A 23,602-nucleotide genomic window follows, 5' to 3' on the forward strand; every position below is an offset into this window, starting at 1 on the left:
GGATTGCGGTCTACTGTGAGGGACCCGAACGGATCGGGCCAAAAACAAGATCAATCCGTGGGAGGGAACATGTCGTCGGTCGAGATCGAGAACTGGTCATCGCAATCCATGCCCGTCGCGCGCCGGTTCCGCGGCTTCCAGGACGTGCTGGACCGCACCCATTTCCATTGGGACCTGCATGTCGACCGGGGCGACAATTACAGCGCGGAGGTGCTGCGCCGCCCCGTGGATGATTTCGTCTTCACCCGCGTGGTGGCCGACCCGCTGTCCGGTTGGCGCCGGGCCGACGATATCCGCAAGTCGCAGGCGGGGTATTTCTGCCTGTTGTTCCTGGAACAGGGCCATACGCTGCTGGAACAGGGCCGCAATCAGAGTGAGCTGGGGGCCGGCAGCATCTCGCTGTGGGACAGCACGCGCCCGGCCTATTTCGCGGCCCGGCAGGTGCAGCACCAGTATTCCCTGCTGATCCCGCGCCCCCAGGCGCTGTCGGCGCTGCCCTGTATCGAGGATATGTGCGGGTTGCAGGTGCGCGGCGACAGCGGGGTGGGGGCCGTGCTGCTGGCCCATCTGCGCCAGTTGCACCGGTCCATCGACAGCATCGATCCCGCCGACCGGCCGGCCATGCTGCGCGCCACCGTGGAACTGGCGGCCATCGCCTTCAGGCCGGAACTGGAACGGCTGAACGGCTCGGCCTTCCAGCGGGCCCTGCTGGCGCGCGTGCAGGATTACATCAACACCCATGTCGGCGATCCCGACCTGGGGCCGCAGGGCATCGCCGCCGCTTTCCGCTTCTCCCCCCGCTACCTGCACCGGCTGTTCGAAGCCACCGACATGACCGTGTCGGAATGGATCAAGCAGCGGCGGTTGCAGCGCTGCCGGTCCGACCTGGCGTCGGCGGGATGTGACGGGCTGTCGCTGACGCAGATCGCCATGAAGAACGGCTTCGCCGACGCCCCGCAATTCAGCCGTTCCTTCCGCGGCGCCTTCGGCACCACCCCGCGCGAATTCCGCCAGCAGGCGCGTGAGGGGCGGGGGTAACGCCAACGGTCGTGATTTATGACCGTTGGTGCCGGCGCCTGAGGCCGGTGATCGGTGACGATCACCGGATATGGTGTAAGCCCCGTGCGCTGACCGTCAAACTATCCGCCCCTGCCTGACAAGCCGCCCCCGGCGTTCGCGTCCATCATTCCCGCCAACGAACGGCAGGGGAGGGGCGAGGAACCCATGGCAAGGCGATTGGAAGGCAAGGTGGCGCTGGTCACCGGGGCCGCACGCGGGATCGGGGCCGGCATCGCCGCCGCGTTCCGCGAGGAAGGGGCCGCCGTCTATGGCGGCGACCTGGGGGTGCCGGATGGTGCGGACGATCATTTCCTGCACCTGGATGTCCGGCGCGAGGATCACTGGCAGGCGGCGGAACGCCATATCCGGGAACGGGAAGGGCGGCTGGACATCCTGGTCAACAATGCCGGGGTGGAACTGGTGCGGCCGCTGCCGGAAATATCGCTGGCGGACTGGCGCCATGTCATGGCGGTCAATGTCGAGGGCGTGTTCCTGGGCTGCCGGGTGCTCCACGGCCTGATGGCGGCGTCCGCGTCGTCGATCATCAACATCTCCTCCATCGCCGGCATCGTGGGATATCCCGACCAGGCGGCCTATAACACTTCCAAGGGGGCGGTCCGGCACCTGACCAAGAGCCTGGCCATCGAATTCGCCGCCCATGGTCAGCCCATCCGCGTCAATTCCATCCATCCCGGCTGCATCCGCACGCCCATGCTGGAGGAGGCCGTGGACGGCTGGGCCCGGCAGGGCCTGCTGGACCGCGACGATCCGTGGAAGGATGTGGGCGCCATGTGCCCCATGAACCGCGTCGGCTCCCCCCGCGACATCGCCATGGGGGCGGTCTATCTGGCCTCCGACGAGGCCGGCTTCGTCACCGGCATCGAACTGGTCATCGACGGAGGATGGGTGGCGCGATGAACGATATCGGCAGCAACCATCATCACCGGCTCTGGATGTATGAGCGGATGGTGAAGAGCCGGCATTTCGAGGATCTGATCAAGCCGGCCTATCTGGAGGGCAAGAAGCCCCTGTTCAACATGGCCAAGGGCCCCATCCCCGGCGAGATGCACCTGTCCGACGGGCAGGAACCGTGCGCCGTCGGGGTCTGCGCCCATCTGCGCCCCACCGACACGGTCACGGCCACGCACCGGCCCCACCATGTCGCCATCGCCAAGGGTGTGGACCTGGACGCCATGGCGGCGGAGATTTTCGGCAAGGCGGACGGCCTGTCCGGTGGCAGGGGCGGGCACATGCACCTGTTCGATCCGGCCGTCAATTTCTGCTGCTCCGGCATCATCGCCCAGGGGCTGGGGCCGGCGGTGGGTGCCGCCATGGCGGCCAGGCTGCGCGGGCGTGACGATGTGGCGGTCGCCTTCCTGGGCGATGGGGCGGCCAACCAGGGGGCATTCCACGAGGCACTCAACCTGGCCGCCATCTGGAAGGCCCCGGTGGTCTTCGTGATCGAGGATAACCGCTACGGCATCTCCGTGCCCAAGGCCGAATGCACCGCTGTGGCCCGCAATGCCGATCGGGCCGCCTCCTATGGCATGCCCGGCACCCATGTGCCTGGCAACGATCCCGACCTGGTGCATGCGGCGGCGGGTGAGGCCATCGCCCGTGCCCGGCGGGGGGAGGGACCAAGTCTGATCGAGATCGAAACGACAAGGCTGGAGGGCCATTTCATGGGCGATGCCGAGGGTTACCGTCCGCCGGGCGAGGTGGCGCGGCTGCGCGAGCAGGACCCGATCCCGGCCTATCGCCGCCGCCTGCTGGCCGACGGGTTCGAGGCGGGGGAACTGGATGGGCTGGAGGCGGCGGCCAAGGGGGCCGTCGAGGCTGCGTTTGCCCACGCCCGCGCCGGTGTCCTTCCGGAACCGGAACAAGCCTTCCTCCAGGTCTTCGTGGAAAGGGCCGTGTGATGCAGGCGACCCAGACGATGCGCAAGCTGACCATCGCCAAGGCCATGGCCGAGGCCATCGGCCAGGAGATGGCGCGTGATCCCGACGTGCTGGTGATGGGCGAGGATATCGCCCGGCTGGGCGGCGTGTTCGGCAATACCGCCGGCCTGCTGGACCGGTTCGGGGCCGGGCGGGTGCGCGACACGCCCATTTCCGAAACCGGCTTCATCGGCGCTGCCGTGGGCATGGCGGCCGCCGGCCTGAAGCCGGTCGTCGAACTGATGTTCGTGGATTTCTTCGGCGTCTGCATGGACGCCATCTACAACCTGGCCGCCAAGCAGAGCTATTTCAGCGGCGGCCGGGTTTCCTGCCCCATGGTGCTGATGACCTCGGTCGGTGGCGGCTATGGCGATGCCGGCCAGCATTCGCAATGCCTCTACGCCACCTTCGGGCACCTGCCGGGGCTGAAGGTGGTGGTGCCTTCCACCGCGTACGACGCCAAGGGCCTGATGCTGGCCGCCATCCGCGATCCCAACCCCGTGATCTTCATGTATCACAAGGCGTTGCAGGGCATGGGCTGGCTGGGCACCGTGCCCGGTTCCATCACCCGCGTGCCGGAGGAGGATTACGAGATCCCCATCGGAAAGGCCCAGGTGGTGCGCGAAGGCGCCGATATCACCCTGGTGGGCCTGGGCGTCACCGTCCACCACGCCCTGGATGCCGCCCGGGCGCTGGAGAAGGACGGCGTGTCGGCGGAAGTGATCGACCTGCGCAGCGTGGCGCCGCTGGACCGCGACACGATCCGGGGATCGGCGGCGAAGACAGGCCGGCTGCTGGTCATCGACGATGATTACATGAGCTTTGGCGTATCGGCGGAGGTGATCGCCACCGTGGCGGAGGCGGGCATCGCGCTGAAGGCACCGCCGCGCCGGCTAGCCTATCCCGACATTCCGGTCCCCTTCTCCCCCGCCCTGGAACACCACGTCCTGCCCAACGCGGACAAGGCCCTGGCCGCCGCGCGCGAGATCCTGTCATGAACCAGACCCCCATCCTGATCCCCGCCACCCTCTGGGACGATGACAGTCCCGGCGTCATCTCCACCTGGCTGTTCGAGGATGGCGATGCCGTCACGCAAGATGCCGTGGTGGCCGAGGTGATGAACGAGAAGGTCAGCTTCGAGATCATGGCACCGGCCACGGGCACCCTGTCCATCGCGGTGCCGGCCGAGGCGGAGGTGGCCCTGGGCCAGCGGATCGGGGCGGTCGGGTGATGAACACCGCATCCCCGATCCGCCCCATTCCCCTGAAGGGCGTGCGCGGCGTCATCGCGGCGCGCATGATGGACAGCCTGCAAGGCTCCGCCCAGCTGACCTATCATGCCGAGGCCGACATCGCGTCCCTGCTTGCCCGCCGCCTTGAATGGAAGGAACGGGGGCTGAGGATCAGCGTGGAGGATTGCGTTATCCACGCCCTGGCCGGCGTGTTGGCGGCATTCCCCGCCTTCAACGGCACGCTGGAGGATGGATTGTTCACGCCGTCGCCCGTGCTGGACCTGTCCATCGCCATCACCACGCCGGGCGGGCTGATGACGCCCGTGCTGCGCGGGGCCTCCGGCCTGTCGCCGGCCGACATCGCCGCCGCCCGCGCCGATCTGGTGGCCCGTGCCCAGGCCGGGAAGCTGGCCGTGTCGGAGATGAAGGGCGGCAGTTTCACCCTGTCCAACCTGGGCACGACGCGCGTGCGCTTCTTCACCCCCATCCTGAACCGGCCGCAGGTGGCGCTGCTGGGGCTGGGCCGGGTCGTGCCCGTGCTGGTGCCGGACGGCGATGGCGGCGTGCGCGTGGCCCAATGCCTGGGCCTGTCGCTGACGGCCGACCACCGGCTGCTGGACGGCTATCCCTGCGGCCGTTTCCTGGAGGCCCTGTGCCATGCTGTTGAGCGGTTCGACGCGGCTGTCTGACCTGGCGTCGCTGTTCCTGGGCTGCCTGTCGCTGCATGTCGGCGCGGTGCGGCTGGAACGGCCGGCCGGCGATGTGCAGATGATGGTGGATGGCGACATGGCGCTGCTGGCCCGCGTCATGGGGCGGGGCGGTCTGCAATGGCGCTGCTGGCAGAACCGGCACTGCTTGGTGGTGCCGCGCCACTGGTCCCGCCTGGCGGGCTTCCGCGATGCCGTGCTGGATTGCCCGCTGCCCGTGGCGCTGCGGGCATCGGGCGGCAGCGCCGTCATCCATGGCCCCCATATCCTGAATGTCAGCCTCGCCTGGCAGGTTGCGGAGGCGGACGGGATCGGCATCCAGCAGGGATATGAGCGGCTGGCGGCCCCGATGATCGCCGCCCTGTCGGACATGGGTGTGCCCGCCGAACTGTCGCATGTGCCGGGTGCCAGCTGCGACGGCCGGTACAATCTGGTGCATGGCGGGCGCAAGCTGGCGGGGACGGCCGGGCTGATCCGCCCGGCCGATGGCGTGCGGGGATTGCTGCTGCATGCCAGCATGTCGCTTGGCATGTTCGCCGGGGATCTGGAGGCGATCTCAGGGTTCGAGCGCCGCCTGGGACGATCCGCCGATTACCGGCTCGATGCCCATACCTGCCTGGCCGCGCGCACTCCCGGGCAACAGGCCGATGCCGTCACGGCGACCAGACGAAGCTGCCCGCCGCCTTGGCCGGCAGGGCGACCGTGAAGCGCCTGGCCCCGTCGGCGATGGCGAACCGCGCCGGCTTGCCGCCATGGTTCAGCGCGATCAGGACGCGGCTGCCATCCTTGTTCTCGAACGCCACCGTATCGACAGTACCGACCTCCGCCGGCGATCCGATGCGCACGGCACCGGGCTTCACGAAGCGGCTGGCATGGCCGAAGGCGTAATATTCCTGGTTGCGGGTGACGGCACCGGTCTTTGAATGCACCGTCACGATGCCGCGGCAGGTGTCGCAGCCGCCGGCATGCGGCCCATGCCTCTCATCCAGGGCCAGATTCCACATCACCACCCCGCGCGATCCGTGACGGGTGGAACCGATGATCAGGTTGCGCATCATCCAGGTGAAGCTGGCGCTGTAATCCGGCGCCCATTCCCCGCCCGAACATTCAGTCAGGAATACCTCCTTGTCGGGATATGCGGCCCGCACCAATTCCTGCGCCCGCACCTGACCGTTATAGCAGTGCCAGGCGACGCCGGAGACGAGGTCCCTGGCCTTTTCATTGGCGAAGACGGTCAGGGGCTGTTCCGGCTGGTCCCAATTATGGTCCCAGTCCAGGACATGGGAACGGATGCCCTCGGCCTTGAATACCGGGGCCAGATGGTCGGCATAGAAACGGGCGCGGTCGACCGCGTTCCAGCGCATGCCGGGATAATCCTTGGGCTCGAAATCCGGTTCGTTCTGGATGGTCAGGTAATCGGTGGGCACGCCATGCCCCGCCGCCGCCTTGATATAGCGGGCGAAGAAGCGGGCATAGACGGGGTAGGCATCATCCCGCAGTTGCCCCTTGATCAGCGACCCGTTGGTCTTCATCCAGGCCGGCGCGCTCCACGGCGACGCAATGACGCGCAAGTCGCGGTTGATGGACAGGGCCGCGCGCACGGCCGGGAAAACCTCCGCCGCCGGCCGGTCGATGGAGAAATGTGCCAGATCGGGATCGGTGGCACCGCCCGGCGCATCGTCCAGGCTGTAATGGTCCAGCGAAAAGTCGGACGCACCGATGGTGACGCGGGTCAGGCTGAAGCCCAGGCCATTGCCCTCATGCCCGAACAGCTCCTGCATCAGCGCTGTGCGTTTGGGCTCGTCCAGGCGCTTTTGCAGGATATGGGCGGAGGCATCGGTGATGGCGGCCCCGAACCCGACGATGGTCTGGTGGCGTTCCTTCGCATCCACGGTGACCAGCGGCACCTTGCCCACCGCATCGGGTGCCACTGCCTCCACCGGTTTCTGTTCGCTCAGGGACAGCTTGCGGTCGCCACTGGTGATCCAGGACCGCAACGGCTCCGCCGCCGCCGGGGCGGCGAGAAGCGTGGACAGAAGCAGGGTGCAGAGGAGGCGGCGCATGGGGGGCTCTCCGTTCATGGATATTCATGCCGTAGGTCAGGTCGAGGGGCGAAGCCCCGAGCCCTGACAGAAAAGGCTTCAAGCTTTGCTGTCAGGGCTCGCCTCCGGCTCGACCTGACCTACGGCCCTTCGGCGGATCAGGGTTTGCCTGTCCACGCCTTCAGCGTCGCGGTTCCCGGCAGGGCCGCATCGCCGGCATGGGCACCGACATAGAGCGCGTAATCGCCGGCCGGCAGGGTCCAGCCGGCGGCATTCACGTCGTAATCGGCCAGCAGGCGGGGATCGACGGTCAGCGTGACGCGCTGTGTGGCGCCCGGTGCCAGATCGACCTTCTGGAACCCGGCCAGACGCAGCATCTGCCGGCGCTTGCCCGCCGTCACGTAAAGCTGCGGCGTATCGGCGCCGGCCAGCTTGCCGCCGTTGGTGACGTCGAAGCTGACCTTCAGCGCCGCCCCACCCTCCACCGTCAGGTTGGCATAGGTGAAGCTGGTGTAGGAAAGGCCATAGCCGAAGGGGAACAGCGGCCGCAGCTTCTCCTGCGCGTACCAGCGATAGCCGACGGCCGCTCCCTCCACATACTCCACCGGGAAGCCCTTGATGGCATCCACCTTCTTGCCGGCGCGGCGGGCATCATCGATGGCGGCCTGTTCAGGCCAACCGGGGGCGGACGCGCGCGGCGCCTGCTTTTCCGCCGCCGGGAAGGTCATCGGCAGGCGGCCGGACGGGTTGGCATCGCCGAACAGCAGGTTCGCGATGGCTTCCCCGCCCCGCTGACCGGGATACCAGGCGGCCAGCACCGCCCCCACCTTGTCCAGCCAGGGCATCAGCACCGGCCCGCCGCTTTCCAGCACCACGACGGTATTCTTGTTGGCGGCGGCCACGGCATCGATCAGCGCGTCCTGGCCCTCGGGCAGGGCGACGGAGGGGGCGTCGGCGGCTTCGGTCTGCCAGTGCCAGGCGAACAGGATCACGGCGTCGGCACCCTGGGCGGCCCTGGCGGCGGCCGCCGGGTCCTTGCCGTCGATATAGGTCACCTCCGCGCCCGGTGCGATGGCCTGCACGGCCTTCAAGGGCGAAGAGGCGTGCCAGGTGACACGCACGAAGGACGCGGCCTCACCCCCGTTCAACGGGATTTCCACCGGCGCGCCGCCGACGGAACGCACCTGTGACGACCCGCCGCCCGACAGTACGCCGACATCGGCATGGGCGCCGATCAGCACGATCCTCTTGGCGGTTTTCTTCAGGGGCAGCAGGCCCTGGTTCTTCAACAGCACCGACCCGCGCTCCGCGACAAGCTGGGCCAGCTTGGCGTTGGCGGCGTAATCGATGGGCTGTTCGCTGGCCGGGGTCGGGTTGTCGATCAGGCCGGTCTGGATGACGCCGTACAGGATGCGGCGGACCATGTCGTCCAGCCGCGCCGGCTTCACGTCACCCTTGGCCACCGCCGCCTTCAAATCCTCGCCGAAGAAGATCTGCTTGTCCAGTTCCTGGCCCGACTGCTGGTCCAGGCCGGCATTGACCGCCTTGACGGTGGAATGCACCGCCCCCCAGTCGGACATGACCCAGCCCGGATAGGCCCAATCCTTCTTCAGCACCCGGTTCAGCAGGAAGTCGTTCTCGCACGCCCAGTCGCCATTGACCTTGTTATAGGCGCACATGACAGAGGCCGGCTTGCCCCGTTCCATGGCGATCTGGAAGGCCAGCAGGTCGCTTTCACGCAAGTCCGCCTCGCCGATGCGGGCATCCATGACATGGCGGCCCGTCTCCTGGGCGTTCAGCGCGAAATGCTTGATGGTGGAAACGATGTTGTTGGACTGCACGCCGCGGATGCTTTCGCCGGCCAGCATGCCGGCCAGCAGCGGGTCCTCCCCCAGATATTCGAAATTGCGCCCGGCCCAGGGGTCGCGGGTCAGGTTGACGCCGCCGGCCAGCAGCACGTTGAAGGTCTTGGCCCGCGCCTCCGCCCCGATCATGGCGCCGGACGCATAGGCCAGCTCCGGCTCGAACGTGCCGGCCAGGGCCAGGCTGGCGGGCAGGGCGGTGGCCGTGTCGCCCTTGCGCTGTTCCACCTGGTTGGCCACGCCCAGGCTGGCGTCGCTTTCGCGCAAGGTCGGGATCTTCAGGCGCGGCACGCCGGGGACATATCCCGCCGACGGGATCATGTCGGCATGTTTCTCCTTGGTCAGCGGCGGAAACAGGCCGTGGAGATAGGTGATCTTCTCTTCCAAGGTCATCTGCCTGACCAACGCGTCGGCGCGCGCCCAGACCGGGTCCTGGGCCAGGGTTGCAAGCGGCGGGCTGTCCTTGGTCGGCATGGTCTGGGCGATGGCGGCAGGGGAAAAGGCAAGCAGGCTGGCCATGGCCGTCGTCAGGCTCAGGCGGCGAAGGCGCTTCATGGGGCACTCCCTGAAATGTTGGTTTTCATCTGAGTTCCAAAGAACGGGGAGACCTCATGAGGGTCTGGTCCCCGCAGCGACGATCCGTTCCAGATAGGCATCGTGCCCCGGCATAACGGCGACGCATTTGGCCACCACGGTGGCGATGTTGGACAGGTAGCGCTCGATCTCCCCATCCGGCTGCACGCGCACCAGCGGATCGGGGCTTTTCGGGATCACGCCCTGGCCCAGCAGAACCTGGATCCAGCTTTCCTCCGCGAACAGTTCCTCATCCTCGCGGAAGATGCGGCCATTGGCGGCGAACAGCTCCATCTTGCGGCGCAGCGTGTCCGGCACCTCCATGGTGCGGCAATGGTTCCAGAACGGGCTGTCGTCGCGGGCCGTGGCTTTGTAATGCAGGATGATGAAGTCGCGGATGCGCTCATATTCGAAATCGGCCTGGCGGTTGAACTCCGCCCGGTTGGCCTCCTCGTTCCCGGCATCGGGCATCAGCCGCACCAGACGCGTGGCGGCCGACTGGATCAGGTGCAGGCTGGTGCTTTCCAGCGGTTCCAGGAAACCCGACGCCAACCCGATGGCCACGCAATTGCGGTTCCACAGCTTACGCCGCTTGCCGGTGACAAAGCGGATGCGGTTGGGCTCTGCCAATTGCTGGCCGTCCAGGTTGGACAGCAGGATACGCTCGGCCTCTTCCTCGTCCATGAAACGGCCGGAGAAGACATGGCCGTTGCCGGTGCGGTGCTGCAACGGGATGCGCCATTGCCAGCCGGCCGAATGGGCGGTGGAGCGGGTATAGGGCGTGAAATTCTCGGACCGGGCACAGGGCACGGCCAGCGCCCGGTCGCACGGCAGCCAATGGGTCCAGTCCTCGTACCCGGTCATCAGCGCCTGTTCGATGACCAGACCGCGAAAGCCGGAACAGTCGATGAAGAAATCAGCCTCGATCTCCCGCCCATCGACCAAGCTGACGGATTTCACATAGCCGTCGTCGGACCGCAAATTGACCTTGCCGATCCGCCCCTCCACCCGCTCCACCCCGCGTGCCTCGGCATAGCGGCGCAGATAACGGGCATAGAGACCGGCATCGAAATGGAAGGCATGGGCGATATGGGCCAGCGGGCTGTCCTTCATGTCGGGTCGGGCCCGCATGAACTTGTTGGGGGCGCAGGCGGCCGTATTGATCGACAGGCTGGCGAAGTCGGGCGCGCGGCCCAGTTCCTTCATGCGCAGCCAGTAATGATGGCAGCGCAGCCAGCCCAGGTCCTGGCCGATGACACCGAACCCGTGGATATAGCTTTCGCCCTTACGCCACCAGTCGACGAACTGGATGCCCAGCTTGAAACTGCCCTTGGTTTCGCGCAGGAACTCATCCTCGTCGATGCCCAGCAGCTCGTTGTATTTCTTGATGGCCGGGATCGTGGCCTCACCCACGCCGATGGTGCCGATCTCCTCGGACTCCACCAGGGTGATCTCGTACAGGCCGTTGAACAGCCGGGCGAACAGGGCGGCACTCATCCACCCGGCCGACCCGCCGCCGACGATCAGGATTTTCTTGATTTGTTGTTGCACGGGGGCACGCCTTCCAACCGCCGAAGGGAAGGGGACCGGCGACCCCCATCGGGACCGCCGGTCATTGGTCAGAACCGGTAGTTCACGCCGAACAGGAACTGCCGTCCATATTTCTCATAGGTTTCCGGCAGGTAGGACCCGTCGGCGGTCTTCGTGCCGCCATCATCCACACCCAGGCGCGTACGATAGGGCGTGTCGGTCAGGTTGTTGACCTGCAGCAGGAAGCCCAGTCCTTCGAACTGCCCTTCCTGCATCGTATAGCCGATCTGGGCGTCCACCTGCTTGTCGGACAGGATTTCGGAGACGCCGCGATTGGCGTAAAGCTGCACCACCTCACCCTTGAATGCGGAACGGTAGCGCTGGCTGACACGGGCCTGGAACCCGTCACGCTCGTAATAGCCCGTTATGTTGTAGACGGTCTTGGACAGGCCGGGGATGCGGGATTTCACCGTCGCCCCCTTGTCCGCCATGGTGATGCTGGACCAGGTCAGCGACAGGCTGCCCTGCACGCCCAGCCCTTCCAGCGGTTCCCAGACCTGACCGAAATCCAGGGCGCCGCTGAATTCCATGCCCTTCACCGTGCCGCCGGTGCCATTGTCGAAATAGGTGATGGAACCGGCCGGGCTGACAATCACGCCGGGCGGCAGGCCGGTGCCCGTGGACGGGATCGGCACGCCGGTGAAATCATACGGCTCCGTGCGCTTGTAGATGTAGGTCTTCAGGTCCTTGTAGAAGCCGGCCACCGAAACATAGGTCGTCGGCGCGATGTACCATTCGTACGCCGCATCGACGGCATTCGCCTTCCAGGGCTTCAGATAAGGATTGCCGCCCGATGCCGACCAGGGATTGACCGTCGTTCCCGGCGGACAGGCCTGGTTGGAACAGACCATGGCATCGAAGGACGGGGTCAGGTTGGCCCGCATGTCGTCCATGCGCGGCCGGGCCATGGTCCTGGACACGCCAAAGCGCAGCCGGTGGCCGTCGCCCAGATCATAGATAGCGTTCAAGGAGGGCAGGATGTCGGTATAGCTGCTCTTGGCATCGACGGCCGCCGGCACCACCACGCCGCTGGCATTGGTGGCGATCATCGTGCCGCTGGACGCCTGCACCTGCCGGACCGCCTGCACGCCGATATTGCCGGTCAGGTTGCCGAATTCGTAATTGGCGCGGGCGAAGAAGGTGGTGACCTTTTCCGAGATGTCCCAGGCCTTGTCGTAATTGTTGAGATCGAGGATCGGGCTGGTGTCGTAATATTTGCGCCAGACATCGCCGATCTTCACCGACAGCACGTCGCCCATGCCGACAAAGCCCAGCGAGGTGGGATCGACCAGATCGGCGGCATCGACCACGACTTGCTGGCGCCCGTTCTTCAGGAACAGGTCGAATTCATCGACGGTCTTGCCCTTGTCGCGGTGGGTGTAATTGACGCCGGCCGACAGCTTGGTGATGAAGCTGTCCATGTCGTGCTCGACCCGGCCATCCAGCGCCGTCACCTCCTCCTTCACATGCGGATAGCGGATGGCGCCGTCATGGCCCCAGCCACCCCAGGGTGCGCGGTCGCCAAGCGTCACCTGCGCCGCATCGGCATAGTTCAGGCCGGGATCATACTGGGAAAAGCCGTTCTCATTGACCTGGAAGCCGATCGTATCGAAGGTCCGGCCCACATCCGGCGTACCGCCCGTGACCCCGCCCACGCCGCGCCCATAGCCGGCATAGGTCTCCATGACCTGTTCCTTGCGGTCGTTGCGCGAATAGGACAGGTCGGCATAGAGGCGGGTATCCTCGGTCAGCTCGAACTCGTTATTCAGGCCGGCGGAGAACAGCTTGTCCTGGCGGGTGTTGAAATCATTGCGCAATTGCAGGACGCCGCGGTTCAGCGTGCCGCTGCTGGCGAATTGCGAGCCGCCCAGGTCCTTGGTCTGGACATTGGTGAAGGTGGCATTGTCGGCCCAGCCGTTGGAGAACCATTGCGCGCCGCGCGTCGTCTCCTCCTGCTCGAACTTCGAATAATAGAGATCCAGGGTGGAATGGATCTTCTCGTTGGGTTCGAATTCGAAGATGCCGATGACCGCGTCGCGCTTGTTGGTGCGCGAGGTCACCCAGGCCTCCTGGCCGTTCAGCATCAGCGCGCTGTCGGCGCTGTCCGGCGTCACCGCGTCGGGGAACGCCTCATAGCCATAGGCCTTGTAATGCTTGACCTGGCTGGGGCTGTCCAAGTGGGCGTAACCGATGGCGATGCCCAGCTTGCCGTCCATCAACTGGTCGATATAGGACGCGCTGGCCCGGCCGCCCCACAGCGAGACATCGTCATTCAGCTTGGAGCCGGCCACCTTCTCCCCGCGCAGGTTCACCGACGCGGTGCGCTTGCCATATTCCAGCGGGCGCACGGTGCGCAGATCGGCCGTACCCGACAGGCCCATGCCCGATACCTGCGCGTCCGGCGTCTTGTAGATGACGACAGAGGACAGCAGTTCCGACGGGTACTGGTCGAATTCCACGGCGCGGTTGTCGCCGGAGCTGGCCTGCTGGCGGCCGTTCAGCAGCGTGGTGGTGAAGTCGGGCGACAGGCCGCGGATGGAGATGACCTGGGCGCGGCCATTGACGCGCTGCGCGGCCAGGCCCGGCAGGCGGGCGATGCTTTCAGCGATGGAGACGTCGGGCAGCTTGCCGATATCCTCCGCTGACACCGCTTCCACGATGGAGGTCTCGTTCTTCTTGATATTGATGGAGTTCTGAATGCCGGCACGGATGCCGGTCACCACGATCTCCTCCATCGCCGGACCGGCGGCCGGGTCCTGGGCATAGGCGGTACCCGCCAGTGCCAGGCTGATCGCCATGCCCGATGCCGTCCGGTTCAGCAGGCCGGACAGCATCCAGCCACCGCCGGAATTGCGGTTCGCCATCTCACTCCCTCCCATCAACCAGGGATCGCCCCGTCGGCGCCCTGTTTATTGTTGTCTGCCCGATGCCTTGATTTGCGGCATTGAAAGCGCTTCCAATCTGCGTGACAGCGATATCGCTTGTCAAGCGGTTGCCATGACAGCCTTGTCGCAAACGATGTGACTTATCGGAATTCGGCGGTAACGATCATGAACGCCGGACGGTCAAGGATGGTTCCCGCGGCGGTCGAAGAATCATGTCCGGCAATGGTGTAGCTACACGAATGCCTGGGTCGTCTGGCGGCAGACCAGGGCATGGTCCAACTGCTCGAAGGCGGGCGGGCCGTCCGGTTCGCCACCGGTCAGGCGCCGGACCAGCAGTTCCACGGCTCGCTGGCCCAGCGATTTTACCGGCTGGTGCACCGTTGTCAGGGGTGGCCAGACGATGGCGGCCACGGGCGCGTCGTCGAATCCGGTGATGGCGATGTCGCGCGGAATATCCAGCCCGCGTGCATGCGCCGCCGCCAGCGCGCCCGCCGCCATGTCGTCATTGGCGCAGACCAGGACGGAGGGCGGGTTCGGATCATCCAGCATCACAGGCGCCAGCCGCACGCCGGAGCGGAAGGTGAAATCGCCCCGCCCCAGCAGGAAGGCCTCGTCCCCCAACCCATGATCGGCCAGGGCACGGCGGAACCCCTCGAACCGCCGTTCGGCGGACAGGTGGGCCTGCAGCCCGGCCATGAAGCCGAACCGGCGGTGGCCCAGCCGGATCAGTTCCACCGCCAGATCATAACCGCCGGCCTCGTCATCGACGCCGACGCCATCGACGATGGCCCGCGTCACCGGACCGGGGGAGACGGCGACGATCCTGCAGTCCACGGCCAGGACGGCGTCGATCAGGTCGCGATCATCGCTGTAGGGCGGACAGAGGATCAGCCCTTCGACGCGGTGGCCGGTAATCAGTTCAACGATGCGGCGGCTCTGGTCGGGCATGTGCTGGGGCACATGGTGGATCAGCAACTGGTACCCCAGCGCCAGGCAGGCGCGCAGCGCCCCCAGTTCCAGGGCCGCCTCGTAATAGGAATTGGGATCGCTTTCGGGATCGGAGGTGAAGACGAAGGCCAGGGTGCGGGACGAGCCGCCGGCCAGGCTGCGGGCCTGATGGTTGACCTTGTAATCCAGCGTCCTGACCGCCTCCATCACCTTGGCGCGGACTTCCGGCCGCACATTGGGCCCGCCATTCAGGACGCGCGACACCGTCACGCGGGCCACGCCCGACAGGCGGGCGACATCATCGATGGTCGGCTTCTTGGTGGTCAAACCCGGTCCCTTCCGGTTGGCCGCGCTGGCGGGGCTGGACAGGCGATGTATCACAATCGGCGGCTTTGCCCAATCATGCAGGCGGGCAACCTTGGCGGCTGGTTCCCGCGCACAAGAAGCCTCCGGCCGTTGGGGATTCGAGATATAATCCTGAATGAATATCCAAAATCAGATTAATAAATTTCCGGAATGTTTTCTGCCGGCGCATCCTCTGTTCATCCAATCAAGGGCGCCGCCGACGAATGAACCGCCCGGCCCCATTCCAAGGTGAAAAGGAACAGGACAATGGCACTCAAGGACATCCTTTCCAGCCGTCTGGGTTTCGGCGCTGCCCCACTGGGCAACATGTTCCGGGATATTCCGGAGAGCGAGGCGCAGGCGACGGTGAACGCCGCCTGGAATGACGGCATCCGCTTCTTCGACAATGCGCCCTTCTATGGCGCCGGCCTGGCGGAAATCCGTATGGGCGAGGCGTTGGCCGGCCGGCCGCGCGACGAATATGTCATCGCCACCAAGGTCGGCCGCCTGATCCTGGACGAGGTCGAGGATGTCAGTGCCCGCGACCTGGGCGAGAAGGGTGAGGTGTTCAAGCACGGCCTGCCCAACAAGATCGTCAACGACTATTCCGCCGAGGCCACCCTGCGGTCGATCGAGGACAGCCTGAAGCGGTTGAAGACCGACCATATCGACATCGTCTGGGTCCATGACGTGGCCCAGGATTTTTACGGCGATGAATGGCTGGGCGTGTTCGAGACAGCTCGCAAGGGCGCCTTCAAGGTGCTGGACGGCCTGCGCGACCAGGGCGTGATCAAGGGCTGGGGTCTGGGCGTGAACCGGGTGGAACCGATCGAACTGCTGCTGGGCCTGGAAGGCCCGCGCCCCGACGGTTTCCTGCTGGCCGGCCGCTATACGCTGCTGGATCACGGCAAGGCGTTGCAGCGGGTGATGCCGATGGTGGCCGAACGCGGCCTGGGTATCGTCGTCGGTGGCCCCTACAGCTCCGGCGCGCTGGTCGGTGGTCCCAACTTCGAATATGTGCCGGCCACCCCGGCCATTCTGGACAAGGTGGCGAAGATCAAGGCGCTGGCCGACCGCCATGGCATCAGCATGAAGGCCGCCGGCCTGCAATTCGCTCTGGCCCACCCGGCCGTGGCCGCCGTGATCCCCGGCGCCAGCCGTCCGGGCCGCATCACGGAGGACCGTGCCGCCTTGAACGAAGTGGTTCCCGCCGATTTCTGGCGTGACCTGCGCGCGGCCGGTCTGGTCGACCCCGCCGCCCCGTTGCCCATCCTGGGCTGAAAAGTGAAGACCCTGAACTACGGCAGATGGAGATGGAAATGGCTGATCTTACGACGTTCGACGCGGCCGATCTGGGTCGCCGTGATGTGATGCGCAGTGCCGGTGCTGCCATGCTGGCGGGGCTGGCCGTGGCCGGCTCCAGCCCGGCAACGGCGCAGGCGGCCGGCAAGATATCGGCGGCGGCGCGTAATGCCGGCCCGTTGGGGTTGCGGTTGCAGGGGGTTCAGCATTTTGGCCTGACCGTGCAGAACATGGACCGTGCCTATGAATTCTATACTCAGGTTCTGGGCGGCACGGAGGTGATGCGCGACGGTGATTTCCAGGGCGAGCGTATCCATAACACCCTGCTGACCGATCAGGAGATCGAGGCGCGCGAGCGGCATGTCAATCCGCGTACCATGGGTGTGCCCGACCTGCGCGGCGGTGCCCAGCGCCTGGATGTGCGTTTCATCCAGTTCGACAATGTGGTGATCGAGCTGTTGCAGTACCGCGATGCCGACCAGCCCATGGGCGGCGGCAACAGCTTTGCCGAGCCGCTGGACCATATGAGCCCGGCCTTCCCGCGAATGATGCACATCTGTTTCCATATCCGCGACGATGTCGATTTCAACAGCTTCATCCGCGATCTGGAGGCCGAAGCCGCCAAGCGTGGCATGACCCAGGTGCGCGCCAACCGGGTGATCACCGTGAATTCGGAACCCGAGCGTCAGGCCGCCCCGCTGGACAGCAATTCCAACCCGATCACCGAGGGCAAGTCCAACGGCTGGCGCCTGATCTATGCCAAGGGGCCGGAGGGTGAGCAGCTGGAATTCGTCCAGGCCCTCGGCCCGGTGAAGAAGACCTTCGACGACGCCCTGGCCGCCCGCCGACGTCTGACCGCAGGCTAAGCTTAACCCTTCCCCTATCCGACCTTAATCGACGACGACCGGCATGAGCGCGGTCGCCGAATGGAGATGATCATGTCCAATTCCAAGCGTCTGGGCACCTGCATCGGCGCCCTTCTCACCGCTGCCCTGCTGGTCGGCACGGCTCCCGCGATAGCCGATGTGGTGGCCTATCCCAAGATCCCCGATGGCGCCTATGCCGTCGTCGCCCGGATCAGCGCCAAGCCCGGCAAGGAGGCCGCCTTGCGCGAAGCCTCCCGGCAGCTGATCCCGGCGGTGCGGGCGGAGCCCAACAACCTGGCCTATTTCCTTCATGAAAGCCGCGAGGAGCCGGGTCGCTTCACCTTCTACGAGATTTTCGCCACCCAGGCGGATTTCGAGGCCCATGTCGCCACCAAACATGTCCAGGACTGGTTCGCCAAGCTGCCCGAGTTGGCCGACGGCACCGTCCAGGTCACCCCTCTGAATATCCTGAAATAACGCCGTTGATTGTCAGCCGCGTTCCGATCAAAGGATCATCCAAATGTCCACCGTTTCTGAAACCGCCTTGTTCACACCCACCAAAATCGGCGCTATTCCGGTCGCCAACCGCATTGCCATGGCGCCCCTGACCCGGTCGCGCGCCGATATGGACGGCAACCACACCCCGCTCGCCATCGATTATTACCGCCAGCGCGCCAGCGCCGGCCTGATCATCGCGGAGGCCACCAACATCTCCCGCCAGGGGCGCGGCTATGCCCTGACCCCCGGCATCTATACCGACGCGCATGTCGAAGCCTGGCGCCCCGTGACCCGGGCCGTGCATGAGGCGGGCGGCAGCATCGTGCTTCAGCTCTGGCATGTCGGCCGGGTGTCGCATTCGAACCTGCAGGCCGATGGCGCCGCCCCCGTGGCCCCGTCCGCCATCCAGGCCGGCGGCAATGTCTTCACCCTGAACGGCAATGAGCCGCCGACCATGCCGCGTGCCCTGGCGACGGAGGAGATTGCCGGCCTGGTCCAGGATTACCGCAATGCCGCGACCAAGGCCAAGCAGGCCGGGTTCGACGGGGTGGAGGTGCATGTCGCCAACGGCTATCTGCTGGAACAGTTCCTGCGCGACAGCACCAACCACCGCACCGACCAGTATGGCGGCTCCATCGAGAACCGCGCCCGTCTGCCGATCGAGGTGGTGACGGCGGTGGCGGAAATCTGGGGGGCCGACCGGGTGGGCGTGCGCCTGTCACCGATGTCCACCGCCATCGGCGACACCCCGCTGGACAGCACGCCGCAGCAGACCTACGGCTATCTGGCGGAACAGCTGGGCCGCCTGGGTCTGGCCTATCTGCACGCCATCGAGGGCCAGACGCGCAGCGAGAATGCCGTCGCCGCCTTCGATTACAAGGCGCTGCATGCTTCCTTCGGCGGCGCCTATATCGCCAATAACGGCTATGACCGGCAGATGGCGATCGATGCCGTGGACTCGGGCCATGCCGACATGGTGTCCTTCGGCCGCCATTTCATCGGCAATCCCGACCTGGTGGAGCGGCTGCGCCGTGACGCCCCGCTGTTCCAGGCGCCGGGCGAGGCCTATTATGGCGGCGGTGCCAAGGGTTACACGGATTTCGCCACCCTGGACGCCGCGTAATTTCAGCCGTTCCGCAAAGCCGCTGGTCCCCCCGGATCAGCGGCTTTTCGCGTTCAGCCGCCTTCGCGCATCTGGTACAGGCTGGGCGGCACGCCGAAGGTGCGGTGGAACATGGCGGTAAAGGCGCTGGGGCTGTCATAGCCGACATCGAAGGCCACCAGCGTCACCGGCCTTCCGCTGGCCAGCAGCGACAGGGCCTCCATCAGCCGCACCTGCTGGCGCCAGATGGCGACACCCATGCCGGTTTCCTGCTTGAACAGGCGGGTGAAGGTGCGCCGGCTCATCATCGCCACCCGCGCCCAGTCATCCAGGTCGCGATTATCGGCCGGTTCGGCCAGGATGGCCCGGCAGACGCGCAGCAGCCGCTCATCCGTGGGCATCCGCACCTCGTACGGTGCGTTGGGCATGCGCTCGATCTCGTCCAGCAGCAGGGAAACGATCCGCCCCTCGCGGCCGGCCATATCATAATCGGGCGGGAAACCCACGCTTTCCAGGATCAGGGCGCGCAGGAAATCCGACACCTCGATCACCCGGCACGCCCCTGGCTCCCGGTCGCGCTTGGGATCGATATAGAGGGTGCGCAGGGAAACCGGCCCCCGGCACGACACCTCATGCGGGGTGCCGGCCGGCAGCCACAAGGCCCGCTGCGGTGGCAGCACGAAGGAGGTGCAGTCGGTCACCACCGACATCACCCCGGCCGAGGCATAGAGCAGCTGCGTATGCTGGTGGCTGTGGAACGGATCGACGAAACCGGCGGGATATTCGTCCTGCAGCGCGATGACGGGCCGCTGCGTCACCAGATAATCGGCACTGCGCTTCATCTGCCCGTTCCTTCCCTGCGATAATTCATGGCCCGGATGCGGTAACGAAATCGCTATCACGCCATCCGGGTCAAGCCAAGGCGCATGGATCGGCCCATCCGCGGCAGTGATTGGCCCATGACGGCAAGCGCCGTTCGCATCCACTCCCGTAGCATCCTGCCCATGGATATTGCCGGGAGAGTTGCCTCGTGAGTGACGACATCAAAGCCGCCGCCGATCTTGCCCCGGAAATCCAGCGCTTCCACGAAGCCATCAATGGCGGCTATGCCGCATACCCGCCGCATCCGGGCCAGACCTTGGCCGATCGGCGGCAGGTGGCGGAAAAGGTGCGCGCACCCTGGACCAAGGGTGGCCCGGTGATGGCCCGGACGCGCGAGATGTGCATCGGTCAGCGCAATGTGCGCGTGCGCATCCATGAACCGGTGCTGGGCGCCGATCTGCCCGTGCTGATCTATATCCATGGCGGCGGCTGGATGCTGTTCAGCCTGGACACCCATGACCGGCTGATGCGCGAATATGCGGCCCGCGCCGGTGTTGCCGTCGTCGGTATCGATTACAGCCTGTCGCCGGAGGCCAAGTTCCCCACGGCGCTGGAAGAGATTGTCAGCGTCATCGATGCATTGCGGGCAGGCGAGGCGGGGGAGGGGCTGGATGCCACCCGTCTGGCCATCGCCGGCGACAGTGTCGGCGGCAACATGTCGGTGGCCACCAACCTGCTGCTGAAGTGCCAGGGCAAGCCGGTCCTGAACGCCATGCTGATGAATTACGGCGCCTTCGACCATGCGGTGACGTCCTCGCACGAACGCTACGGTTCCGACGGCTATATGCTGAACAGCGCGGAGATGGTGGTGTTCTGGGACGCCTATCTGCGCGGACCGGACGATTACCGGGACCCGCTGGCCGCCCCTCTGCGCGCCGACCTGTCCGGCCTGCCGCCCGCCTTCCTGGCCATCGCCGCCTGCGACATCCTGGTGGATGAGAACCTGGCCATGGCCGACGCCCTGCGCGCCGCCGGGGTGGCGGTGGTGGCCAACCTTTATGAAGGTGCGAGCCACAGTTTCCTGGAAGCCGTCTCCATCTCCCCCCTGGCCGACCGGGCCTTGACGGAGGCGGCGGCATGGCTGGCGGCAAAGATCGGGAGCCGCACCTAAGACGTGCGGTGCGATGCAAAAGTTCCGGCAGGGCCGAGTTTGGGCGCCCCGGATAAATCTGAGGTTTATCAATCCTGTCGCGTTGCGACCGACCTGCAAAGCCGTGCGCTGCGGCGCATCACGATGTTTTGATTGCTAACCATTCCTAATTGGCCCGATCGCGTCAGTAAATGACCTACCCCGGTGTGCCGGGCCGGCGCGATGGGCATAGGCTGAACCCCGAACAGAGGCTGGATCACGGCCCCGACCTTCATCAGAACAGGGAACCTCGACATGACCAGAACCCATTGGCACCGTACGTTCCTGCTGACCGGCATCGCCGCCCTGGCGCCCCTGTCGGCCACAGCGCAGGAAGCCGCTTCCGACAAGGGCATCCTGCTGGAAGAGATCATCGTCACCGCCACGAAGCGCCAGGAAAGCGTGCGCGACGTCTCCGGTTCCGTTTCCGCGGTTTCCGGCGCGCAGCTGCAGGCCATCGGTGCCCAGAGCTTCGCCGACTATATCCAGCGCACGCCCGGCGTCGTGTTCAACGACTTCCAGCCCGGCACCTCGCATGTCGTGATCCGTGGCGTCGCCACCAATTCCGGCAATGTGCAGGGCCAGGGCACCACGGGTTACTACATCAATGAAGTGCCGCTGACCGAACCCGGCTGGACTATCGTCATCCCCGATATCGACGCTTTCGACGTCGATCGGGTCGAGGTGCTGCGTGGTCCGCAGGGTTCGCTGTTTGGCTCGGCCTCCATGGGTGGTGCCGTCAACTATATCGCCGCCAAGGCCGACGCGTCCAAGCAGGACGCGGCGCTGGAAAGCACCATTTCCCGCACCCGCAATGCCGATGTGGGCTGGACCGGCAAGGTCATGCTGAACACGCCGCTGGTGGAGGACAAGCTAGCCGTGCGCGCCGTCGGCACCTTCCGCCGCGATCCCGGTTACCTGGACAATGCCGGCACGGGCGAGAAGGGTTCCAGCGATATCGATGTCGGCGGCGGCCGCCTGTCGGTGGTCTGGACACCGGATGAGGAAACCGAGATTTCCTGGCTCAGCCTGTACCAGAAGACCGACGTTGATGATGCGCCCTATCGCAACCCGGCCTATGGCAGCTTCGGCCGCTCCACCGCCCTGCCGGAAACCAACGACACGGATGTGCAGGTCCATAGCCTGCGTCTGGACCGCGACCTGGGGTTCGCCACCCTGACGGCACTGGGTGCGTATCAGAAGAAGAACCAGGAATTCGTCTTCGACTACACCCCCTGGCGCGGTGCCTATAACACCGATCTGGGCCTGAACCTGACCAATCCGCTCTATATCCGTTCCGGCGGCGACAGTGACGGCAAGAGTGCGGAGCTGCGCTTGGCCTCGAACGGCGGCGGTTCGCTGGAATGGCTGTTCGGCGGCATGTATTTCGAGAGCGACAAGCATCTCTATGAACAGCTGGGTGCCCGCGGTGCGGCCGCCGCCTTCGACGCCTCGCCGCTGTACCGGCCGGGTGCGGGCGCGATCATCGCCCCCGATGGGGAGATCTTCAACGCCTTCTATACCGACCTGACCGGCAAGGAGAGCGCGCTGTTCGGCGAGGCATCGTACTATTTCACGCCGGAATTCAAGATCACCGCCGGCGGCCGCCTCTACAAGACGGAAGTGACCAGCACGTCCTCCAGCGTCGGGTTCTCCACCTATCCCGGCAACCCGACCTCGGACCGCACCAAGACCAAGGAAGACGGTTTCTCGCCCAAGGTCTCGCTGACCTATAAGCCCAGCGAGACGCTGATGGTCTATGGTCTTTATTCCGAAGGCTTCCGTTTCGGCACACCCAACACCCAGGGCCTGTCCACCTATCCGGTCCCCAGCGGGTCGAAGAGCGACAGCCTGAAGAACTATGAGGCCGGTCTGCGCACCACGCTGGCCGATGGCATGCTGTTGCTGGACGCCACCGCCTTCTATGTGGATTGGACGGACATCCAGCTGCGCCTGCTGACGCCGGATAATTTCAACTATGCCTCCAACGGGGCCTCGGCCTCCATCAAGGGTCTGGAATTCTCCGGTTCCTGGCACGCGACGGCCAATCTGGACCTGCAGAGCACCGTCACCTACATGAAGGCGCGGCTGGAGGAAGATCTGTTCATCCTGTGGTACGGTACGGCGCCCAAGGGCTCGCAGCTGGCGGGTTCGGCCGACTGGTCGATTTCCAACACGGCGATCTACAGCTTCAACACCGACTATGATCCGACCATCACCGTGGCCCATCGCTACCTGTCGAAGGGCATCAGCGACATGAACTCCGCCGTGCCCGGCATCGCGGTCAATGAACAGGGCGGTTACAACCTGATCGACCTGCGCATCGGCGCCACCTTCGGCACGACCAAGGCCACGGTCTTCGCCAACAACATCACCGACAAGCGCGGCATCACCCGCACCTTGCCGGAGGCCAACGGCCTGAGCCAGGGGCTGGTGCGCCCGCGTACCTATGGCGTGACCCTGCACTGGACGATGTGAGGTAACGTGCTTCCCGCCGGGAAAGTTTGGGCACCTTCGTTTGCGTCTCTCCTACCGTCACCCCGGCGAAGGCCGGGGCCCAGGTGACAAGCGCTTCGCTCTACGACTTGGGCCCCGGCCTTCGCCGGGGTGACGGTGGATATTGTTGAAACGCTGGTGTCCCAGA

The 23,602-nt window shown here is 65.7% G+C and carries 19 protein-coding genes; 13 read left to right on the plus strand and 6 right to left on the minus strand.

Features of this window, described 5'->3' with window-relative positions; translation table 11 throughout:
* The first annotated feature begins 69 nt into the window (after positions 1-69).
* From ACM9HJ_RS14830 to ACM9HJ_RS14860, 7 genes are all read left to right on the plus strand, one after another.
* Positions 70-1,038 carry a helix-turn-helix domain-containing protein gene (locus ACM9HJ_RS14830; RefSeq protein WP_416572518.1) on the plus strand — a complete coding sequence of 323 codons (969 nt, stop codon included), beginning with the start codon at positions 70-72 and terminating at the stop codon, positions 1,036-1,038.
* 186 nt (positions 1,039-1,224) lie between these two features.
* A complete protein-coding gene (locus tag ACM9HJ_RS14835; protein WP_416572519.1) occupies positions 1,225-1,977 on the plus strand; it encodes an SDR family NAD(P)-dependent oxidoreductase in 753 nt (250 codons plus the stop codon).
* Complete coding sequence (locus ACM9HJ_RS14840; RefSeq protein ID WP_416572520.1) at positions 1,974-2,978, plus strand: thiamine pyrophosphate-dependent dehydrogenase E1 component subunit alpha; 1,005 nt, start codon at positions 1,974-1,976, stop codon at positions 2,976-2,978. Before ACM9HJ_RS14835 ends, ACM9HJ_RS14840 begins: the two co-directional genes overlap by 4 nt.
* Complete coding sequence (locus ACM9HJ_RS14845; protein ID WP_416572521.1) at positions 2,978-3,994, plus strand: alpha-ketoacid dehydrogenase subunit beta; 1,017 nt, start codon at positions 2,978-2,980, stop codon at positions 3,992-3,994. The genes ACM9HJ_RS14840 and ACM9HJ_RS14845 overlap by 1 nt, the downstream gene beginning before the upstream one ends.
* Positions 3,991-4,227 (plus strand): lipoyl domain-containing protein, encoded by a 237-nt coding sequence (locus ACM9HJ_RS14850; protein WP_416572522.1) that lies wholly within the window; start codon positions 3,991-3,993, stop codon positions 4,225-4,227. The genes ACM9HJ_RS14845 and ACM9HJ_RS14850 overlap by 4 nt, the downstream gene beginning before the upstream one ends.
* Positions 4,227-4,916, plus strand: coding sequence for a 2-oxo acid dehydrogenase subunit E2 (locus ACM9HJ_RS14855; protein WP_416572523.1), 690 nt, complete (start codon positions 4,227-4,229; stop codon positions 4,914-4,916). Before ACM9HJ_RS14850 ends, ACM9HJ_RS14855 begins: the two co-directional genes overlap by 1 nt.
* On the plus strand, positions 4,885-5,640 hold the full coding sequence (locus tag ACM9HJ_RS14860; RefSeq protein ID WP_416572524.1) for a lipoate--protein ligase family protein: 756 nt from the start codon (positions 4,885-4,887) through the stop codon (positions 5,638-5,640). Before ACM9HJ_RS14855 ends, ACM9HJ_RS14860 begins: the two co-directional genes overlap by 32 nt.
* Here the strand turns inward: ACM9HJ_RS14860 and ACM9HJ_RS14865 are convergent.
* The 5 genes from ACM9HJ_RS14865 to ACM9HJ_RS14885 form a co-directional block, all read right to left on the minus strand.
* Positions 5,588-6,997, minus strand: a complete 1,410-nt coding sequence (locus tag ACM9HJ_RS14865; RefSeq protein ID WP_416572525.1) for a glycoside hydrolase family 30 protein — start codon at positions 6,995-6,997, stop codon at positions 5,588-5,590. The genes ACM9HJ_RS14860 and ACM9HJ_RS14865 overlap by 53 nt on opposite strands.
* 137 nt (positions 6,998-7,134) lie before the next feature.
* Positions 7,135-9,393: a beta-glucosidase gene (locus tag ACM9HJ_RS14870; protein ID WP_416572526.1), complete on the minus strand. Its 2,259-nt coding sequence runs from the start codon at positions 9,391-9,393 to the stop codon at positions 7,135-7,137.
* A 54-nt stretch (positions 9,394-9,447) separates the two neighbouring features.
* Complete coding sequence (locus ACM9HJ_RS14875; RefSeq protein WP_416572527.1) at positions 9,448-10,962, minus strand: tryptophan halogenase family protein; 1,515 nt, start codon at positions 10,960-10,962, stop codon at positions 9,448-9,450.
* A gap of 68 nt (positions 10,963-11,030) precedes the next feature.
* Positions 11,031-13,865 carry a TonB-dependent receptor gene (locus ACM9HJ_RS14880; RefSeq protein WP_416572528.1) on the minus strand — a complete coding sequence of 945 codons (2,835 nt, stop codon included), beginning with the start codon at positions 13,863-13,865 and terminating at the stop codon, positions 11,031-11,033.
* Positions 13,866-14,117: 252 nt separating this feature from the next.
* The gene (locus tag ACM9HJ_RS14885; protein ID WP_416572529.1) at positions 14,118-15,161 is read right to left on the minus strand and encodes a LacI family DNA-binding transcriptional regulator; all 1,044 of its coding nucleotides are present in this window, start codon (positions 15,159-15,161) and stop codon (positions 14,118-14,120) included.
* A 285-nt stretch (positions 15,162-15,446) separates the two neighbouring features.
* Here ACM9HJ_RS14885 and ACM9HJ_RS14890 point away from each other — a divergent pair, with 285 nt between their 5' ends.
* The 4 genes from ACM9HJ_RS14890 to ACM9HJ_RS14905 all read left to right on the plus strand — a co-directional run bounded on the left by ACM9HJ_RS14890 (position 15,447) and on the right by ACM9HJ_RS14905 (position 18,968).
* Complete coding sequence (locus ACM9HJ_RS14890) at positions 15,447-16,460, plus strand: aldo/keto reductase (RefSeq protein ID WP_416572530.1); 1,014 nt, start codon at positions 15,447-15,449, stop codon at positions 16,458-16,460.
* A gap of 38 nt (positions 16,461-16,498) precedes the next feature.
* Positions 16,499-17,347 carry a VOC family protein gene (locus ACM9HJ_RS14895; protein WP_416572531.1) on the plus strand — a complete coding sequence of 283 codons (849 nt, stop codon included), beginning with the start codon at positions 16,499-16,501 and terminating at the stop codon, positions 17,345-17,347.
* A 72-nt stretch (positions 17,348-17,419) separates the two neighbouring features.
* Positions 17,420-17,824, plus strand: a complete 405-nt coding sequence (locus tag ACM9HJ_RS14900; RefSeq protein WP_416572532.1) for a putative quinol monooxygenase — start codon at positions 17,420-17,422, stop codon at positions 17,822-17,824.
* Positions 17,825-17,867: 43 nt separating this feature from the next.
* Positions 17,868-18,968: an alkene reductase gene (locus ACM9HJ_RS14905; RefSeq protein WP_416572533.1), complete on the plus strand. Its 1,101-nt coding sequence runs from the start codon at positions 17,868-17,870 to the stop codon at positions 18,966-18,968.
* 53 nt (positions 18,969-19,021) lie between these two features.
* On the opposite strand, the gene ACM9HJ_RS14910 is transcribed toward ACM9HJ_RS14905, so the two are convergent.
* The gene (locus ACM9HJ_RS14910) at positions 19,022-19,789 is read right to left on the minus strand and encodes a helix-turn-helix domain-containing protein (protein ID WP_416572534.1); all 768 of its coding nucleotides are present in this window, start codon (positions 19,787-19,789) and stop codon (positions 19,022-19,024) included.
* Positions 19,790-19,977: 188 nt separating this feature from the next.
* On the opposite strand from ACM9HJ_RS14910, the gene ACM9HJ_RS14915 reads away from it, so the two are divergent.
* Positions 19,978-20,940 carry an alpha/beta hydrolase gene (locus tag ACM9HJ_RS14915; RefSeq protein WP_416572535.1) on the plus strand — a complete coding sequence of 321 codons (963 nt, stop codon included), beginning with the start codon at positions 19,978-19,980 and terminating at the stop codon, positions 20,938-20,940.
* Between the two features lie 273 nt (positions 20,941-21,213).
* Positions 21,214-23,436: a TonB-dependent receptor gene (locus ACM9HJ_RS14920; protein WP_416572536.1), complete on the plus strand. Its 2,223-nt coding sequence runs from the start codon at positions 21,214-21,216 to the stop codon at positions 23,434-23,436.
* The last annotated feature ends 166 nt before the right edge of the window (positions 23,437-23,602 follow it).

Origin of the sequence: Niveispirillum sp. KHB5.9, from assembly GCF_048066115.1 — a bacterium.
In the GTDB taxonomy this organism is placed as follows: domain Bacteria; phylum Pseudomonadota; class Alphaproteobacteria; order Azospirillales; family Azospirillaceae; genus Niveispirillum.